At 39.2% G+C, this 17,786-nt stretch carries 12 protein-coding genes; 4 read left to right on the top strand and 8 right to left on the bottom strand.

What is annotated here, in order from left to right; translation table 11 throughout:
• Positions 1-13 precede the first annotated feature (13 nt).
• A complete protein-coding gene (locus J2T16_RS25285; RefSeq protein WP_336121132.1) occupies positions 14-6,538 on the bottom strand; it encodes an InlB B-repeat-containing protein in 6,525 nt (2,174 codons plus the stop codon).
• 427 nt (positions 6,539-6,965) lie between these two features.
• Between J2T16_RS25285 and J2T16_RS25290 the strand changes: the two genes are divergently transcribed.
• A complete protein-coding gene (locus J2T16_RS25290; protein ID WP_336121133.1) occupies positions 6,966-7,151 on the top strand; it encodes a hypothetical protein in 186 nt (61 codons plus the stop codon).
• Positions 7,152-7,357: 206 nt separating this feature from the next.
• Here the strand turns inward: J2T16_RS25290 and J2T16_RS25295 are convergent, their stop codons facing one another.
• The 7 genes from J2T16_RS25295 to J2T16_RS25325 all read right to left on the bottom strand — a co-directional run bounded on the left by J2T16_RS25295 (position 7,358) and on the right by J2T16_RS25325 (position 14,236).
• On the bottom strand, positions 7,358-8,077 hold the full coding sequence (locus J2T16_RS25295; protein ID WP_221788408.1) for an ABC transporter permease: 720 nt from the start codon (positions 8,075-8,077) through the stop codon (positions 7,358-7,360).
• Positions 8,077-8,865 (bottom strand): ABC-2 transporter permease family protein, encoded by a 789-nt coding sequence (locus J2T16_RS25300; RefSeq protein ID WP_221788406.1) that lies wholly within the window; start codon positions 8,863-8,865, stop codon positions 8,077-8,079. Before J2T16_RS25300 ends, J2T16_RS25295 begins: the two co-directional genes overlap by 1 nt.
• Position 8,866: 1 nt before the next feature.
• Positions 8,867-9,580, bottom strand: coding sequence for an ABC transporter ATP-binding protein (locus tag J2T16_RS25305; protein WP_418792670.1), 714 nt, complete (start codon positions 9,578-9,580; stop codon positions 8,867-8,869).
• Positions 9,581-9,707: 127 nt separating this feature from the next.
• Complete coding sequence (locus J2T16_RS25310; RefSeq protein WP_221788404.1) at positions 9,708-11,969, bottom strand: lasso peptide biosynthesis B2 protein; 2,262 nt, start codon at positions 11,967-11,969, stop codon at positions 9,708-9,710.
• The gene (locus J2T16_RS25315; protein ID WP_221788403.1) at positions 11,969-12,217 is read right to left on the bottom strand and encodes a PqqD family protein; all 249 of its coding nucleotides are present in this window, start codon (positions 12,215-12,217) and stop codon (positions 11,969-11,971) included. Before J2T16_RS25315 ends, J2T16_RS25310 begins: the two co-directional genes overlap by 1 nt.
• Entirely contained in the window at positions 12,214-13,974 is a 1,761-nt protein-coding gene (locus J2T16_RS25320; RefSeq protein WP_221788402.1) for an asparagine synthase-related protein, read from the bottom strand. The genes J2T16_RS25315 and J2T16_RS25320 overlap by 4 nt, the downstream gene beginning before the upstream one ends.
• Positions 13,975-14,107: 133 nt before the next feature.
• A complete protein-coding gene (locus J2T16_RS25325; protein WP_221788401.1) occupies positions 14,108-14,236 on the bottom strand; it encodes a lasso RiPP family leader peptide-containing protein in 129 nt (42 codons plus the stop codon).
• 354 nt (positions 14,237-14,590) lie between these two features.
• Here J2T16_RS25325 and J2T16_RS25330 point away from each other — a divergent pair, with 354 nt between their 5' ends.
• The 3 genes from J2T16_RS25330 (at position 14,591) to J2T16_RS25340 (ending at position 17,742) form a co-directional block, all read left to right on the top strand.
• Positions 14,591-15,301 (top strand): LytR/AlgR family response regulator transcription factor, encoded by a 711-nt coding sequence (locus J2T16_RS25330; protein ID WP_221788400.1) that lies wholly within the window; start codon positions 14,591-14,593, stop codon positions 15,299-15,301.
• A 185-nt stretch (positions 15,302-15,486) separates the two neighbouring features.
• Positions 15,487-16,569 (top strand): sensor histidine kinase, encoded by a 1,083-nt coding sequence (locus J2T16_RS25335; RefSeq protein ID WP_336121134.1) that lies wholly within the window; start codon positions 15,487-15,489, stop codon positions 16,567-16,569.
• A 192-nt stretch (positions 16,570-16,761) separates the two neighbouring features.
• Positions 16,762-17,742: a serine hydrolase domain-containing protein gene (locus J2T16_RS25340; RefSeq protein WP_221788398.1), complete on the top strand. Its 981-nt coding sequence runs from the start codon at positions 16,762-16,764 to the stop codon at positions 17,740-17,742.
• The last annotated feature ends 44 nt before the right edge of the window (positions 17,743-17,786 follow it).

A 17,786-nucleotide genomic window follows, 5' to 3' on the forward strand; every position in this document is an offset into this window, starting at 1 on the left:
GTCAAACTATTTATTAGAGTTCAGTCCACTTTGCGTATATGGTACGTGTAGTGTTTCCGTTTATGACAAATTGCCCGAAATCATAAGGAACGGTCAAACCTGAATTTTTGTACCATCCTTCGAACACAAATCCTGGCTTTGTCGGAGGTTCAGGTACTTTGACTAAATTTTTGCTACCGAGAATCTGAGTCTCTACTGCTGAACCACCATTAGTCTCGAAATTCACCGTGTAAATCTGACTCCACATTGCAATCAAGTTAAAGTTCCCTGTCACCGGTGTTTCGAAATCGTAAGGAATTTTAGTTGTAAAATCCTTAGTCCATCCGTAGATTATATTCCCTGGGTATGGTGGAAGTTCAGATGGGTCAGGTGCATGAACCACATCGCCCTCTATCACGATCTTCGGAAGCGGTGGGGTAGAGTCAACACCTGCAACGAACTTTATCGTGAACAGAGCCTTCCACTTTGCATACAACGTGATGTTTGACGTCACCGGAGTTGCAAAATCATACACGGTGGTCAAACCTTCATCACTGTACCAACCCCCAAACACATAACCTTCCCGCACCGGTTCGACAGGGGTCGTAACTAAACTTCCTTCGACCACGGTCTTCGGATCGACTACTGGTGCCCCACCCTTAAGGTCGAAGTTTACTGTGAATAAAGGTGTCCATTTCGCATACAACGTAACGTTTGTCGTCACTGGCGATGCAAAATTGTAGGCATCCGTTAAACCTTCATCGCTATACCAACCACCGAATACATAGCCTGCCTGCGTTGGGGATGCAGGTGTCGCGGCCTTGGCATTGTACTCCATCTGTTGGCTATTAACTGTCGAACCGCCTTTACTATCGAAGCTTACCGTGAACATAGGCACCCACTTCGCATACAGCGTAATAGGGCTTACGACTTGACTGCCGAAGTTGTATGCGTTCGTCAAGGTCGTATCGGTATACCAACCTTTAAATACGTAACCCTCCTTCGTTGGCGTTGAAGGAACCTTGGCCGCTTCTTTATAATTCACGGATTGACTGCTCACCTTCGTGCCCTCACTCATAAAATCCACTTCATAAGCGTTTATTTTAAACATGGCGTGCAATTCGAAGCTCTCACTGACCGGTTTCGTAAAATCATATGCCCTGCTTGTGTTTCCTTTCGGGCTCCAGTACAGGAATGTATAACCCTCTCTTGGTTTTGGAGCAAATTCCTCTGCTACGCCCCCTTCTTTCACCTGCTGATCTGTTATCGCAGTGCCATCGTAGAAACGCACTCGATACTCATTTTTCTGAGCAATTGTCCATTTTGCATACAGTGTAATATTGCCTTTCATGATTTCGGTCGTGAAGTTATAGCCTTTAGTCAAACCTGCATCGCTAAACCAACCTCCGAACACATATCCTGCTCTTGTTGGCGATTTTGGTGCTACGGCTTTCTCTCCCCCGTAAACCGTCTGGTCAGGCACCATTGATCCCTCATTACTGTCGAAGCTAATCGTGTAACTGCTCATCCATTTCGCATACAGTGTAGTCGGGCTCACCACTGGCATCGCAAAATTGTAAGGCTTCGTCAACGCACTGTCGCTGTACCAACCTCCAAATGTATAATCTTTCCGGGATGGAGGCTCTGGTTCACTTGCCGCTCCGCCATAATCCAACATTTGATCAGGCACTTCTTCCGCTCCGCCATTACTATTGAAGCTGACGGTGTATTGTTCAATGTCCCACTTCGCCGTATACTCGACATCCTGCGCAGGCATCGTTGCTTGAGGAACAGGCGACCATCCTTTGAATTGATGGCCTTGCCAGATCGGATCACCAATATGGATTGAAGTCGTTGATCCATACGGTACGTTTTCGACTACCTTTTTAGGTGTGCTTTGATCTTTATAATCCATTGTCAGCTTATACATATTACGCTTGTAGTACACTCTTAGGATCGTTGTACCGTTGCCCGCAATGTTGGCTTCCAGCACAGTACCCGGAAACGCTGTGTCTACAGTGAATCCTTCGTAAGACTTGATGGATTCGACAGGCAGTGTTGCCTTTGTATCGGTTGTACCGTAACGCGTTTCCGTATCTGCAACCGTATACGTTGGTTGTCCAATATCTTGCTTCAGGTATACGACTTTGTAAGGCATGTCATCCTTGGCTGTCCACTTTGCCGTAAAAGTCGTAGACTCTGTCGGCATCGTAACTGGCATATACGGTGACCATCCTGCAAATTTATACCCCTGTCTTGATGGGACCGGAATTCGACTTACGATATTCGTATAGATCAAGTCGGTAATTTGTTTTTCTAAAGCACCCTCATAACCTAAGTTGAAAGTCACCGTCTTACTGATTGGCTTAAAGTAAACGTTCAAAATCGTTGAACCGTCTCCCTTAATAATCCCTTGTGTCGTACCTTCCATATAACCATGATCCTTGTATCGGTCAGTGGTGATACGAGCAAGTTCATTCGTTGTGCCTGACTGCATTTCCCAATCTGCAAGCGTTGGCGATTTACCACCATTTGGATCCATCAAATAATAATTAACTCTATACGGTGTATCGGTGTTCACTTTCCAATGTGCATACAGGTAGGATAAACCTGCAGGCATCCGATTCGGAATGTCTACTTTGGTACCACCAACTCTAGCCGTATACCAACCATCGAACGTGTATCCTGGATTTTTAGGAATTTTGTTTTTCACCGTGAGTACTGCATTAAAGGCCGCCGTTACGGTCTCGGTTGGTTCTCCATTCGTTGGATTGAATTGGATCGAAATGTCACCATCTTTATTCTTGATCCAGTTCAATGGAATGGTACGCTTGATCGCAGTGGGCTTGAATGATAGAGGTGCTGCTTTCCAAGTAATTACCAGCATTCCTGTACTTGATTGTTTTCTCCAGTCTTTCACACTAATCTGTTTCTTCTCCGGGTTATAGATGAAATCGCCGCTAATTTGAATGTCAAAATGCGAAATATCAAATATTTCCTGGATGTCCATACCTGTTTTCAGATCGAAACCTTTCATTTTGAGCCATGATTGTGGCAAATCTATAATGCTGGCCCCGCCAGGCCCTCCCCTAAAGATCAAACCAAGCTCATCATCCTGCGGGTAGGCAAAGTCCTCGATGCTTTCTTGCATGCCCGCTGTATATAGCGGCCACGTATTCTCATAGAGTGGAAGGCTATCTTCTAGCATCCCATCACCCAATTGAGCACCTATTTCAACTTCCAAATAAATTCCAATTTCTATAAACAAGGCACCTAACGTTTTGCTGCTCTGTACCCCGCTCACATTCTTCAACTGATAGTAGAAAAAACCCCATAGATTCACATACACCCCGGGTTCGACGGCGAGCCCGATGCTGTTCAAATCAACACTACCAATCCCTGCTTTGAGCTCCATATGAATACCGGCTCGTAAGCCTATTGTACCCATGACATAGAAGGTAAACTGGTAGTCCCCGTCCCCCGGCAAGCTTACCGTATTGCTCGATCCGCTAAAACTTAATATGCGCAAAGTCACCGAGTAACGCTTGGCGCTTTTATAATAGAAATCCGCTCCAATGGACAGATTCACTTGAGCGCTGACAACAAACTCTGCTTCGAATTTGACTTCGATGATTCCGTAAGCCACTCGCTTGCTTTTTTCAATGAGCGTCTTCTTGATTAGCGTTACCCATTCGGTTTCATCCTCCAGCATCTCTTGATACTGTTCCTTCAGCTTCTGCTCATCCATCGCATCTTTATCATCTACACCATTCATGATGGCTTTGATCTCGGTTGCGATATCTCGCACTTGGCTTAACTTGCCGGAAGTCTTGGCATCCAACCAATTGTCTAATGCCGCTTCTAACTTATCAACTTCGACAAAACCTATCTCTGCGGTAATATTGATGCCGGTATAGCTATAAGCATCGAGATTCGCGGTGATCACATAATCATCAATGCTATACCAATACGGAATCCCCCACGCTTTCAGCCAATGCCCTTGCATATCGCCGTTAATGCCGAGATCGAGCCCCATCTCTTGAACAAAAGCACCCGTCATATGGATGACGAGATCATTCTCTTCATTAGCATCTACGACGATATCAGCACTCACTTGCAAGGTTGCGCTCACCCCGGAGCTCCGGCCGCTAATATGTTTCAACTGTGTGCCTAGCGACGCAACAACTTCCAGATTTTCCACGCTTACTCGACTATTTTTACTGGAAGAGGACTGAGCTTTAATCTTCTGGATGCCCTTCAGTTCTTCCGTTTCCATTGCCAAATTGGAAAGGTAATCTGCGGCTTTATTGACGAATCCACTGGCGGTTGCTTGCTGTTCGATCTGCTTTTCAAGTTGTGCAATTTGTTTGTCCGATAACAGATCATCGCCGTCAATGGCCTGCTTCTGATAGATATTAAAGGCATTCTCGATGTCTTTAATCGTGACGTTCTCATACGTGATAATATCCATCTCTGCTACAGGTGTTATTGATGTAATGCGCCCATAATGAGTAATCCCGGAACCTTCTGCGGCGAATTCTCCTCTATAAAACCCGATAAAATCGCCCACATCGACTGTGGTCAGCTCATTTAATCCAAAAGGTTCATACAGGCTGTCGCTATAGTTCATATCGGTGTGTTTGATTGTAATGGAGTTGTTGTCCGGATCACCATCTGTATCCGCCTCTGTGCTAACTGGCAATACATCTGGTCTGAACATCACTTGATCGGCATTAGCTCGTCCATAAGTATAAGTCGTTCCATTCACCGCTGTAATTTGGATGTAGGCCACATCTCCATTATCCGCATCAGTCGTATTGACTGTACGTTTATCCGGGCGAAGTCCTTGATAGATTGCTACGATATCACCAACCTGGATCGAGGTACTACCGTCATACTTAAACGTACCTCCGCTTGCATTCGCTTTTCCAAGCGAGTTCCCGCTACCGCCTACTGTTGTAGTGATAACTGGAATTGCGGGTGAACCCACCTCTGCACCGTTTAGCATCATATCCGTGACTTCTTGGAAGTCTAGATAGATCATATTCGCATTAAGCGGAACGTTCATGGCTTCTTGCTTGGCAACACTGAACACATAAATGCTTGTGGTTGCGTCTTGGCCCTGGAAGGACAAGTTCTCATCCGTCAACGTCAGCTGATACGTGTTACCTTCAACAAACTTGCCGTCTTCAGCACCGGAAGCGACGGTGAAGAGACCGTTGCCTCCCGTGACTTTTACTCCTGCAAAATCAGGATTCGCTGTGTCAATAAATGTAAGTCCAGCTTGGACATCCGTTGCTGACAAATTGCCCGAAGCATCTTGCAGCGTGATAGTGAAGTCCGGCCTGACATTCAAGACAGAGTAACTCGGCGTCTGCTGTACGGCATTTTCCACGCTATCTGTATATTTTGCATACAGCTTGGTATCTGCAGTTACCGTGCTTCCTTCCGCAAAGATAGACGAGAGATCACTTTCGGTAAACCAGCCTTGGAAGATGTAACCTTCCTTGATCGGCACAGGCAGGTTCGTTAGCTTTTCGTTGCCGCGGACCTTCTGTGCTTTAACTGCCGTACCTCCGTTGCTATCGAAAGTAAGTGTATACGTCTTATTATCCGTGCCGCCGGTTCCTCCTGGCGTTCCGCCACCATCGTTGCCTCCTGGTGTTCCAACACCATTGTTGTCATTAGGTGTTCCTCCACCTCCACCTCCTCCGCCACTGCCACTATTGTTTCCTCCAGGGCTTGGCGTTGAATTCGGATTTGGCGTCACCGTTGGTGTTGGTTGTGGAGTCGGTGTTACTGTCGGCGTTGGTGTAGGGGTAACCGTCGATGGATTCTGACTTCTCCACGCCTCCACGACCGCATTGTTGCGCATGAACAGAACCGCCGCTTCCGCGCGGGACGCTTGCACACGTGGGTTAAAATTGCCCTTTTCATCACCCGTGAACACGCCCGCTTGCCACAGCTTCACAACGGCTTCCGCTGCCCAAGTCGAAATGTTAGCGAGATCGGCGGGTTTTGTCGTGATCGGATTGCCTGTCTGATAAGGAATCTTTTCGCTTTCCAAATACCGCAACGTCATTGTTGCCATTTGTTCTCGGGATACGGTGGCATTCGGCGAGTATTTACCTGCGCCTGTACCATCGGTAATGCCTTTCTGTACTGCCCATTCAATATATGGCGTATACCAACTACCTACCTGAACATCGGCAAAACTCGAAGTCGTATACGCCCCTGTATCTACCCCGGCCATCCGTCCGAGTGCTGTAACATACATGGCACGTGTCATCGTGCCTTTAGGCGAGAAGGTACTGGCGGTCGTACCGCTAAATATGCCCTTCTCCTGTACCTTGGTGATTGCATCGTAGAACCAATCTGTTGGACTCACATCCTGGAATTCACTAGATTTGGTTAATGTTGTCTGCTGCATCGGCAGGTCAGCTGCTGCTGCAGACTGCTCTGGCAATACAGGAATAGCAGACATGACTAAGCTGATGACCAGCAACCAAACCAGTATCCGCGAACTTACCTTCCACCCCTGTCTTATTACTTTTTTCACTTTCATTCATCCCTTCTATGTATAGATCAGACTTAAAAAAACTGAGAAGTCCCTCCATCGCAAACTTGCAATACTCTACCGCTGTCTAACCACTCTCTGACCAAACAGATCAACATGTACAATCAAATGAAGATCAGTGACCCACATGTGGGTCACTGATCTCATGCGATTCATATTCGCTAGGACGTAGGGATCAAGCGGGGGTAACCTTTACATAACATGGCATTGTCCAAGCTACAGCGTTCATCACGTTCGGGACACCAGTATCCATTCGAGCACCCGAGCTGAGGGGCTTTCGGTTACTTTAAGATACGGGCGTCCTCTAGAATCACTGGAAACCGCAGGAATGGCAGGAGTCTTGCATATTACGAGTGGAGTGCTTCCAAGCGAGTCAGCATGGATTCCCTAAAGCTACTAACTCTATGGATTGAAGTTGTTAAGCCACCTTTCTTCTCCTTCGAATGGTGACCACCACACTGGCGAATCATGTCGTTTTTTCTTCCGTATTTTAGCATGCGAAATGGGAGCTTTGGTGGATTGTAAAGAAAACTTTAAGTTTGATCAAAATCAGCAAGGTGGTGGTGGTGGTATAGAAGGACAGCGTCAATTGTAAAAATGAGCATATAAAATAATAAAAAATAGCCGCGGTAGCGTCAAATATTTTTGTAGTAAGATTATCTAAAGGAACGTCGAATGGAGTATAGATTGTTGTTGGGGTTGCGGGTATAGCAAATAAGGGTAGGAAAGAACTCCTACCCCTCGTTTGGACTGCTCCAGTAACATATTGGATACATTGATTTATACGCTACTTTGGTATAATTAACGAATACTACGTTGTGAGAATAGTAAAGTAGCAATTACTACCATGAGTAATACCCAACAAAATTGAATCCCCAATCCCGACCATTTATCTAGAAAAACACTAGACTCAGGTATAGAGAAAAAATTCATTGTAGCAAGCGTCGGTAAAAATTTTGCTGATTGACTAATTGAAAAAAACATGTGACTAAGCCCCAACATAAGAGGGAGCATTATAGCAAGAGGCACTATAAGTGATTTTGTAATTACAGATATAGCTGAAGTAATTAAAGCAATCTGAACCCAACTAATTATACTCACAGACAAACTTCCAGTTATCATCAATTCATAGACAGAAGACAGTTTCATATCATGTTGAATGTAAAGAACAAATAAGCAAATTACACTGGTAACTACTCCTGTGATTACTATAATTAACACGTTATTTAGAAATTTAACACATACTATTTTTAGCCTAGATGGTTGTGTAAGAAGTGTTGTTCTTAACGCAGAATTCGAATATTCTTGGCCAAAATAGGCTGCACTAGCAAAAATAACACCTGGGTGACCTAAATAGAGGGCTTGCAAACAAAGAGAGAGAATTTCTTTCTCTCCCCCAGTCTTGGGTACATTTAGTGTTAGTAGATAGCAAAGAGGGACAACAACCGCTCCAAATATACCTAAAATACACCATCCAAATGAAAAAAATTTGGTCTGTTCACTATGTAACGCAGCATACATCAATATTTCCCCCCTACATCACTACGAATAAAAGTGTAATAAGAAGTAGATAAAGCTACAATCACCCATAACAGAAGTATAACAACCCCTTTTAAAGGATCATGCTCAAAAGGATCTGTTGGTGATGCAAAGAGAAGATTACCCGCTGCCACAGGAAGATATATCCCCCATTCCCATTTTTGGGCTAAGTATAGACCTAAATTGTAGACTTGCGGGATCAAAAAAGCTAAGGGTACTATAGCATTTTTAAAGACCATGCCTAATCCAAAAGAAAGTATAGTAAGTAAAATCCAATCTAGAACAACATAACCAATATACTGCCATGCTATCGGACTCAAAAAAATGGGATGCAGCCCCTGATCACCTAAGGTGAGATGCATTACAGAGATCGTTAAATAAACGGCTATACTCGAAATAAATAGAGCACAGACTGCCACTGCAAGTACTTTCGCACCAAACACCTTAACCCGACTACTCTGACAAAGTAATGTTGTACGTAGTTGATGATGTAGATATTCACTCCCTCCAATCACACCCCCAAATACAATCATAAGCAATACACCAAAAGGAGCTAATTCAAAACCTAAATAATCCAAAGAGGGTAAGGCACTTACTAGACCTGGTTGAGTCTCTGGCGTGGCATCTAAACCAATTTTAAGATAGCTTCTCGCTGCTATTAATGCACTTAATGGTTGAAATCCAAGTGCGATTACACAAATAATCCACCACAATCTCATGGAAATAATCTTATTTAGTTCAAATCTTACGCTTCTAAGAAAAGAGTTCATACTATACCCCACCCTCAGTAAGAGAAAAAAATACATCTTCCAATGATTCCAAGTCCTTCATAACATCCTTGATCTCACCAGTAGTTATGATTTTCCCATGATTAATAATGACTACATCGTCCGCCACAGCCTCCACTTCAGAAAGAATATGTGAAGACAACAACACCGTTTTTCCCATATCTGATTGTTGGCGGATAAATTTTCTAAACCAACGAATCCCCGTTGGATCCAGTCCATTAGTTGGTTCGTCTAGGACAAGATACTGTGGGTCTCCTAAAAGTGCAGCTGCAAGACCAAGTCGTTGTCCTTCACCTAGTGATAAAGTTCCTAATTTAGCATTACCTTTATCTGATAAGCCAACGATGTCCAATACCTCTGATATACGGTCCTTAGGAATGTTATTGCTTTGTGCTATAATTTTCAGATGAGTTCTCACCTTTCTAGAAGGAGCTCCACCCACCCCGTCAAAAGCTGCTCCTACAACTTTCAAAGGAGTATCGTATGCTGCATACTTTTGTCCTCCAAAAGTTGCTGATCCAGTTGAATTATCAAGTCCTAACAAAATACGAAGTGTTGAACTTTTTCCTGCACCATTTGGTCCTAGAAAAGCTGTGATTCTTCCTTCCTTCGCTTCAAAAGACACATTATTCAGTATTTGTCTCTCTCCATGTTTCTTATATAATTTTGATATTAAAATTTTATTTTCTTTATTCACCAATATAATGCCTCCTTAGAATAGAATTCCAGTTGCAAGTAAAAAAAAAGAGCGAAAATTTATAGCATCCTATTTCAAGTTATTCTTAAATAGAATTCTCAGTAATCACTCTCCAATCACCATATATTTAAATAACTTTGTCAAGGAATTGCTCTTTAGCTAATTTTCTATATAAGGGAACTCTCTCCAACAACTCGTTATGGCTACCTGACCCGATAATTCTTCCATGTTCCAAAACATATATCATATCGGAATCAACTATTGTCGATAGACGATGTGCAACAACAATAACTGTTTTATTCTCTCTCATTTTGTCGATCGCCTTCTTCATTCCAATTTCATTTAAACTGTCTAAATTGGATGTTAATTCGTCTAAAAGAACAATTTTCGCATCAGATAGTAGAGATCGAGCCATAGCTAATCGTTGGCGCTCCCCTCCTGATAAAGTCGTGCCCGATTCTCCAATAATCATATCTAACTTTTCAGGAGATCGCTCTATCAGGTAGCTAAGATTTACCTCTTTTAAAACATTATAACATTTTTCTTCAGTTACGGTAGGGTTTCCTAACAAAAGGTTTTCTCGTAAGCTTCCTGCAATAATAGGAGCATTCTGTTCCACATATGTGATAAGTTTCCGAAGATCTTCACGAGAGTAACTTCGGTAATCTTTTCCGTTCACATAAATATGTCCACTATCTGGATCATAAAATCTTTCTATTAATTGTAAGATAGTGCTTTTCCCTGCACCCGAAGATCCAACAATGGCCGTTCGCTTTCCAAACTCTGCATGCAGATCTATCTCTCTAAGTATGAGATTATCATTTTGGGAGATTATATCCGTTCCAAAATCTAACTTGTTATACCCGAAATTAACTTTATGAAAAACAACCATTCCATCTTCGTTAGAAGAGTTGGGATAGGATGTTTTTGCAGGATTATCATCTTTAGATGTTTCCAAATCAAGATCTAACAATTCTTTAATTCTAGCAAAAGCTCCGAGTGATTCTCCAACCCCGGAAAAAGCTCCAAATATTTGAGTCAATGGTCCTATCATTATAAAAAGTAGCAGAGCAAAAGCAATCAAATCTGCAAGAGACATGGATCCTATAGAAACACGGTACCCGCCAAAACCTAGGACGATCAAACCGCATATCTGTAAGCTCATATTTGAAATAGGTGTCATAAATGACTGTATTTTTGCTAAACGAATTCCTAAGTTTCTTAAATAATCTGCCTGTAGTTTAATCTTATTTTCTTCAGCTAAAGTAGCATTCGTAGAACGAATAGTTCTGATTGCGTGTAAATCACGCTCGATCATACCGCTAAGTTTCCCAAGTTCTTGTTGTACACGGAAGCTAGACTTTTGTATAAGGTTACTCATCATAAAAATCCCAATAAAAGCTAAAGATATGCAAAATAAAGCAGTTAAAAATAAAACCAAATCCTTTAGCGCCAGACCAATTGCAGCACCAACTACAATAAAGGAACCGCTAGTGAAAGCAATTGTCCCTTGAATCAGCGCCATTCTTAGTCTAGACGTATCACCGCTTACTCTGCTTATTAAATCTCCTACACTTCTTTTATCATATTCAATTATCGGAAGTTTTAACAAATGACTTATTACACTACTCCGTGCTTCAAAAACAACGCCTTCTCCGATCTTCTGCAACAAATAATATTGTATAGTAGTAAGAATCATGGAAGCTGCTAATACAATCACAAGAAGAATTAGAGTTGAATTCACTACAAAACCCGAACTGTATTGCTGAACTAAATCTGCCACTAGGTTAGGTTGCAAAAGTGTTAGACATGCACAAATAATACCTAGTATGACTACTAGGAACAGTTCTAATTTATAACCATTAGCTAAAGCAAGTAATTCTCTCAAATTTGATTTTCGATGCTCTGATTTCCCCTTCTCTTCTTGGACTTTTTCAGGTGCTGACTTTATTTCTTTTTTAGGCATCTCCTCACTATGAGCTGCCACACTAATAACCTTAGTATACAAGCTAATTTCATCCGGCTCACCAATAGGTTTACCCTTTACTTCAACCCATGCATGAGCCCTAAAAGGTTCTAAAGCGAATCCTGTATTCCAACTTGCAGAACTTCTCTTTAACCACGCTGCCACTACAACAGCAATAGAACGCCTCAGACACCCCTCTTGACTTCTACACCTTCTGCTTACTGTACATACTGCATCACGGATTTCTAAAACTTCTTTCTCTGAAGCTGATGGTTTATTTTTTGTTATACGAGAAAATATCTTTTCGATTCTATTTGGACTAAGCCAATTCAACGGCACTGATATCAGAATTGCTAGTAGGGCAAGGAGTCTCATTTTCATTGACACTTTTTTTGGTTTCTCTGAAAAAAGTGCTACGTCCATTACACTATTCCCGCCTCTCTTAGCATAGAAAGAAATTCATCCACATCATTCTCTGCATTAGGTTTCTCTAGAGCGAAAGTTTCTTCCAATTTTTCCACTAATTCATTTCTCGATTTCCCATCAATTAATCCTTCTAATAAAAGTTTTCCCACATGATTTACTTGAAAATACACCCCTATACTTTTATCAAAAACCATAGCCCCGTTCTCTTGTTCAATAATTTTAACATTTATTCCTCTTTTTCTCACAACTTAACCACCTTTGCTTTTTTTTTGTTGAAATCAATTGTATTCTTGAGCCATCGTTCCACAGCGCATAGTCTCTCAAAATCAATAATTCGGTTGTGTAAAGCAGATGGCATAGATAACTCAGAGACCAGTATGTCTGGATCAACAACCCCTAGTTTGACAACATTAAGATCTTTAACGATAGAAATAATTGCATTCGCTGCCTCTTTATAGCCCCTATATAAAGCTGTTGAATAATCTCCTTTAAAGCCTCGAGTGAAAACTTCACGGGGAACAATCCCCATTGTAGCCTCATGAAGCATGGGTTTAGTTATCCCTGACTTTAAGTGATGCTGCATAGGTATCGATAGTGCAGATTCAATGATTTTTGTATCTAAAAATGGAGATTTCCATTTGTATTCTTCCCCGTAAATCAGGTTAAGTTGACCAATTACACGTGTTTGAAACAGCAGTGACTCTAGTGCTTGATGTTTAGAACGGTCAGAATCAAGACCTCCAGAAATTTTATCTACAGCATTTACTGCCGCTTTATAACTCAAAGAAAGACTGTCTTTGTTAATCCATGCTGGAACATTTATTTTTCCGGACCAATCCAACGCCGATTCCTTTTTGTTTGATCTATTGTATCCAAATCGGATTCCTATTTCTGATTTTATTGCTTCCTTAAAAGGCATATTGTTCATGAGATCAGACATACCCTTTAAAAAAGATATCCTTGAAATTAAGCAGTATCTAAAGCCAAGTGATAAACTCCTTAATTTATTTTGCCTTACTAGGGTCCAGGCATAAGCTGGCATAGGTGTAAACAATTCATCACCACCAAGACCAGTAAAATGAATTGAATTCCCGGGATTTTCGTTTAAACTAACGATCTTTTCAACATATCCCTCTGTATCTGCCCAAAAAATTGGGTGGTCGGGTAATTTTGATCCTGAGTATGGTGTATTGCTATCATATCTCTTACCAGACTCGCTTAAAGATGAGAGCGTGTTTAGAGGTGTATTCATATCCTCTGCAAACGAAGCAGCCCATTTAGAGTCACTATTCCAATTATTATCTGTTTTTGTGTGGTATAACTTGACATCTGTATCACAAAACTTTAGAAGGTAAGCAACCGATGCCGAATCAACACCTCCAGAGAGATCCGCTGATACATTGGCATAACGATTACTGCTTCTTATAACCTCAAGAAAGCCCTCTCTTATATTTTTCAATGTCAGATCCATGTCATGGTTCAAACCAGGTGCATCCCAAATTTTAACTTCTTCGAAAGTTTGATTTTTTCCATTTTTCAAAACACAAAACGGTTGTACTTTTTCTATATTTTCCCACATGGGTACATTTTGGAAAGGATAATAAGGCAAACTACTTATCAGATTTAATGCAACTGCTGCTTTTGAAATATCTAAATTAAAATATTGTGCTATATTCCAGGCCGAATCACTAACAACCATCGTGCCATCTAATTTACTCCAACATAGAGAGGTATCAAACAAAGCACCCCCTATAATTATTTCCTGACTATTAACCAGAACAAAAATACCCTCAGTAATTTTTTTTTGTATCATCAATGCCAATTGGGTAATTTCATGTGTTTTAACATAATCAGAAAAATTAGAGTATTCAGTAGACATACAATAAATTTCCATATCTCCATCAGTGTACTTAACATACTTTTGGTGAGAAACAATCATAACATCACATTTTTTTTTTATATGTAATTGATAAAGCAGTCCACCAGAGCTTAATTTTTCCATATCATTTAACAACATGCTAATAGTAGTCCACCCTCTCATTTAATTTTTATTATCATAAATAATGGTCACTGGACGTTCTCTCATTGTCCAATGACCACTTTTTAAAAAATCTAGATTAAGTATTTATTCCATCTTAGAACTCAATGCGTACGATAGCCTTACCGCCAAAAACATCTGTCCACTTACCGGCAAAAAAACCTTTAGTAGACTCTTTAAAACCAGCTACTTTCTCGATTGTTGGTTTGGAGTAAACATTTTTCATTGATTTCCACCTCCTTATTATCATATTTTTTTGTTACATACATTTACAAACAGAAAGTAAATAATCTATTTGTAATTTCATAGTATACTATTTATTAAAAAATTTATAATCAATGTAACAATATGCAATATACATGTAATAATTGACACTTATTCAATTGTAGTGTAATAATTTTACCAAGGAAAAAAAATCCTAATTTACAGTTTGACTCCAATCAAACATAATAGAATCGAATTTATCCAATGAGACTTGAAAGCTAACTTTTCAGAAGATTTACATGAAATTTTTGATGGTAGTTTGTATATTCCCAAATTAATCTCTTGCAGTTCACATTATTGAAGGAGTGTATTAACGTTGTTAAAAGTTGCAGTATGTGATGATGTTCCAGTTCTCGCAGAAGTAATTGAAAACTTGATTTTAGAATATGATTCTTCATTATTTGAAATAGATGTATTTAATAATCCTTTTAGATTAATTGAGTTCCTCAAATCGAATACATATGATTTGTTTATTTTGGATATTGAGTTTGGCAATATATCTGGAATTGAAATCGCAGAGGCCATTAGAGAAAATAATCTCACTTGTCCAATTATTTTTGTAACAAGTTTCAATGAGTATATGGAGAGAGCCTTTAAAGTTAACACTTTCGATTATATTTTAAAACCTGTAACAAAAGACAAATTATATCCTGCTTTAAATCGAACTATAAATTATTTAAACATAGACGATTCAAAATTCACTTTCACATTCAATAAAATTTTCTATAGTCTATCTCACAGCGAGATCATATACTTCGAGAAAAACAAAAGAAGGGTTCTGATTCATACCGCTTCTGATACTTATGAAACACTTCTTCAAACCAATGCACTTTTGTCTAAAATCAATGATCATTTTGTACAAGTTCATACTTCTTATATTGTGAATGCCAGACATATAAAAAAAGTTAGCAGTAATTCAATTACTGCTAACTTAGATGATACGAGAACTGTCGAAATACCCATGAGTCGTAAATTTATTGATAGCGCTAAAAAGCAAATTTTGATGAAAATAAGAGAACTTATGTAATGAACGATACTACTACAATTTTATTTAACTTTTTTATTAATTTATTTTTGACTAATTATTGGTTGTCTAGCAAAACCATTTTTTCAAAAAAAATCATGACGAAACTATTATTATGTTTCTTTTTTTATTCGATGATCTTATTATGCTTATTCTCTTTTCATAATTCATTTTTATTGGTGAATCTTATGTCCGCTATTATATTATTATTCATTATTAAGAAACATAATTTTGAAACAAAGAAAAAATTTATTCAGTTAACTTTTCTAGTTTTAACTTTTTCACTATGTGACTCTTTACCTCTCTTTTTTTTAAGGAAAATGTCACTATCAGGAATATTTGAATTTAATTTCATTCTCGTATTTTCAATGGTTTTCTCTTCAGTAATTTTGAAACTAATATCCATTTCTATTTATAGGATCATTTACTTACAGCAAAACAATTTAAGAAAAATATTAAATATCGCATTGTTGATGACCTTAATATTGACACCATTAATATCGTTACTGATCCTAGGAACATCTGTAGCAAACCTGAAAGAGGAATATCATGTTAATGGTAGCATTTTATTCATTATTATAAATATATGCATACTATACTTATATTTTACCCTTGGAAGCACCTTCGAAAAACTTGAGAAAACGAGAGCAGAAAAACATTTTTATGAATCAGAATTAAACTTTTTTAAACAACTTCAACATTCACAGTCTAGGTTATATTCAATCAAGCATGACTTGAAAAATCAATACATCGTTCTATCGGGGATGTTAGGCCAAGGAGATATTAGCGGAGCTGAAAAATATATTCAGGAATCAGTAAATAAGCTTCATAATATCAACAATTTTTATACTAACAACTATGTACTAAATTATCTACTTAATCAAAAAAAGACTGTGGCTCAAGAGAACGGAGTATCTTTGAATATTGAATCTTTTTTTCCTGAAAAGATTGAATTAGATAACGATATTCTTGCAATAGTTCTGGGAAATTTAATAGATAACTCTTTAAGTGCAGTCTTACGTCTAGATGACCCAAATGAGAGAAAAATCTCCCTTATCATTAAACAATTCAATAAAAACTTACTAATTGAAATTTCGAATGTATTTGACTTAAACGAGATTAGAACTCGTAAAAAAAGACTAAAAGAAGGCATAGGAATTAAAAATATCACGAGAATTGTTGAGGAAAATGGAGGGATATATAGTCAATGGGTGAGTAATAATCAATACATTGTAAGTATATTATTATTGAATGTATATGATAACGATTAAAGGGCCAGAAAGAGATATTCTCCAGTGCTCGTCTCTGACTATTCCGTCATTATATCTCAATTATTAGTCGGAGGTTTTTACAGACCTCCTCGTTCTATTTTACCACACTGGTGAAAAAACGATAAGACTTGTTTTTTCCAATAAATGCCTATATGATCAAAGATACAAATTGGGAACTTGGAGGATGAATCATTGCGAACTCTAGAAAGCCAAATTCATGATTTCTTTATATCTTTGGAAAAGAACGAAGAATACAGTGGAAGTGTATTGATCTCCAAGGATAATAAAATATGGTTTAATCGTGCATATAACTATGCCAATCGAGAGCACCAAGTGAAGAATACAACTGAGACAAAGTTCAGGATTGGATCAATAACTAAACAGTTTACAGCAATGGCTATCATGATACTTCAAGAGCAAGGTGAATTAAGCGTGTTGGATCAGGTCTCCAAGTTCATACCCTCGTATAAATACGGTGCTCAGATTCAATTGCATCATTTATTAACACATTCATCTGGGATTCCCAACATCACACAACTCCCTAATATTAAAGAATTAATGAAGCAACCCACGACAACCGAGAAAATAGTTCATTTGATCACGGATTTACAACCTGAATTTGTTCCAAATTCTACTTTCCAGTATAGTAATTCAGGTTATATTTTACTGGCGTACATTATAGAAAAGATTACAGGATTTACTTATGAACAATTTTTAAGTAAACACATCTTTTCACCCTTGGGAATGAAAAATTCAGGCTGCGATAACCATGGGAAAATTATACCTAACAGGGCGCAGGGCTATGAATACGATAATGATATCGTTAATGCGGCGTATATTGATATGAGTTTTCCCATTGGTGGTGGAAATCTTTATTCTACAACAGAAGATCTATTTAATTGGGACCAGTCATTGTATACAGAGAGATTAGTCACAAAGGAAAGCCTCAAAAAAATATTCACTCCCCATGGCTTTGGGTACGGTTATGGTTGGTTTGTAGATGAAGGTAAGAATCGGAGAAGAGTCTATCATGGCGGCGGTATTGTTGGATTCAAAAATGAGATCATCCGTTATGTCGATGACAGGATTACAATCATCATGTTGAACAATTTATCAACGACCAATGTGGAACGGATTAGAAATGATATCACAAAAATGATTTTTCAAGAATAGATATAACAAGCGCGATAATAGAAACAAAGAGGGGTTCAGCGCCC

The organism is Paenibacillus intestini (genome assembly GCF_030803945.1).
Lineage (GTDB): Bacteria > Bacillota > Bacilli > Paenibacillales > Paenibacillaceae > Paenibacillus > Paenibacillus polysaccharolyticus.

Coding starts and splice junctions, on each gene's coding strand:
- J2T16_RS25295 (WP_221788408.1), bottom strand. CDS start 8,077: ATGTATGCTGCGTTACATAGTGAACAGACCAAATTTTTTTCATTTGGA.
- J2T16_RS25325 (WP_221788401.1), bottom strand. CDS start 14,236: ATGAAAAATGTTTACTCCAAACCAACAATCGAGAAAGTAGCTGGTTTT.
- J2T16_RS25300 (WP_221788406.1), bottom strand. CDS start 8,865: ATGAACTCTTTTCTTAGAAGCGTAAGATTTGAACTAAATAAGATTATT.
- J2T16_RS25320 (WP_221788402.1), bottom strand. CDS start 13,974: ATGGAAAAATTAAGCTCTGGTGGACTGCTTTATCAATTACATATAAAA.
- J2T16_RS25335 (WP_336121134.1), top strand. CDS start 15,487: ATGTCCGCTATTATATTATTATTCATTATTAAGAAACATAATTTTGAA.
- J2T16_RS25310 (WP_221788404.1), bottom strand. CDS start 11,969: ATGGACGTAGCACTTTTTTCAGAGAAACCAAAAAAAGTGTCAATGAAA.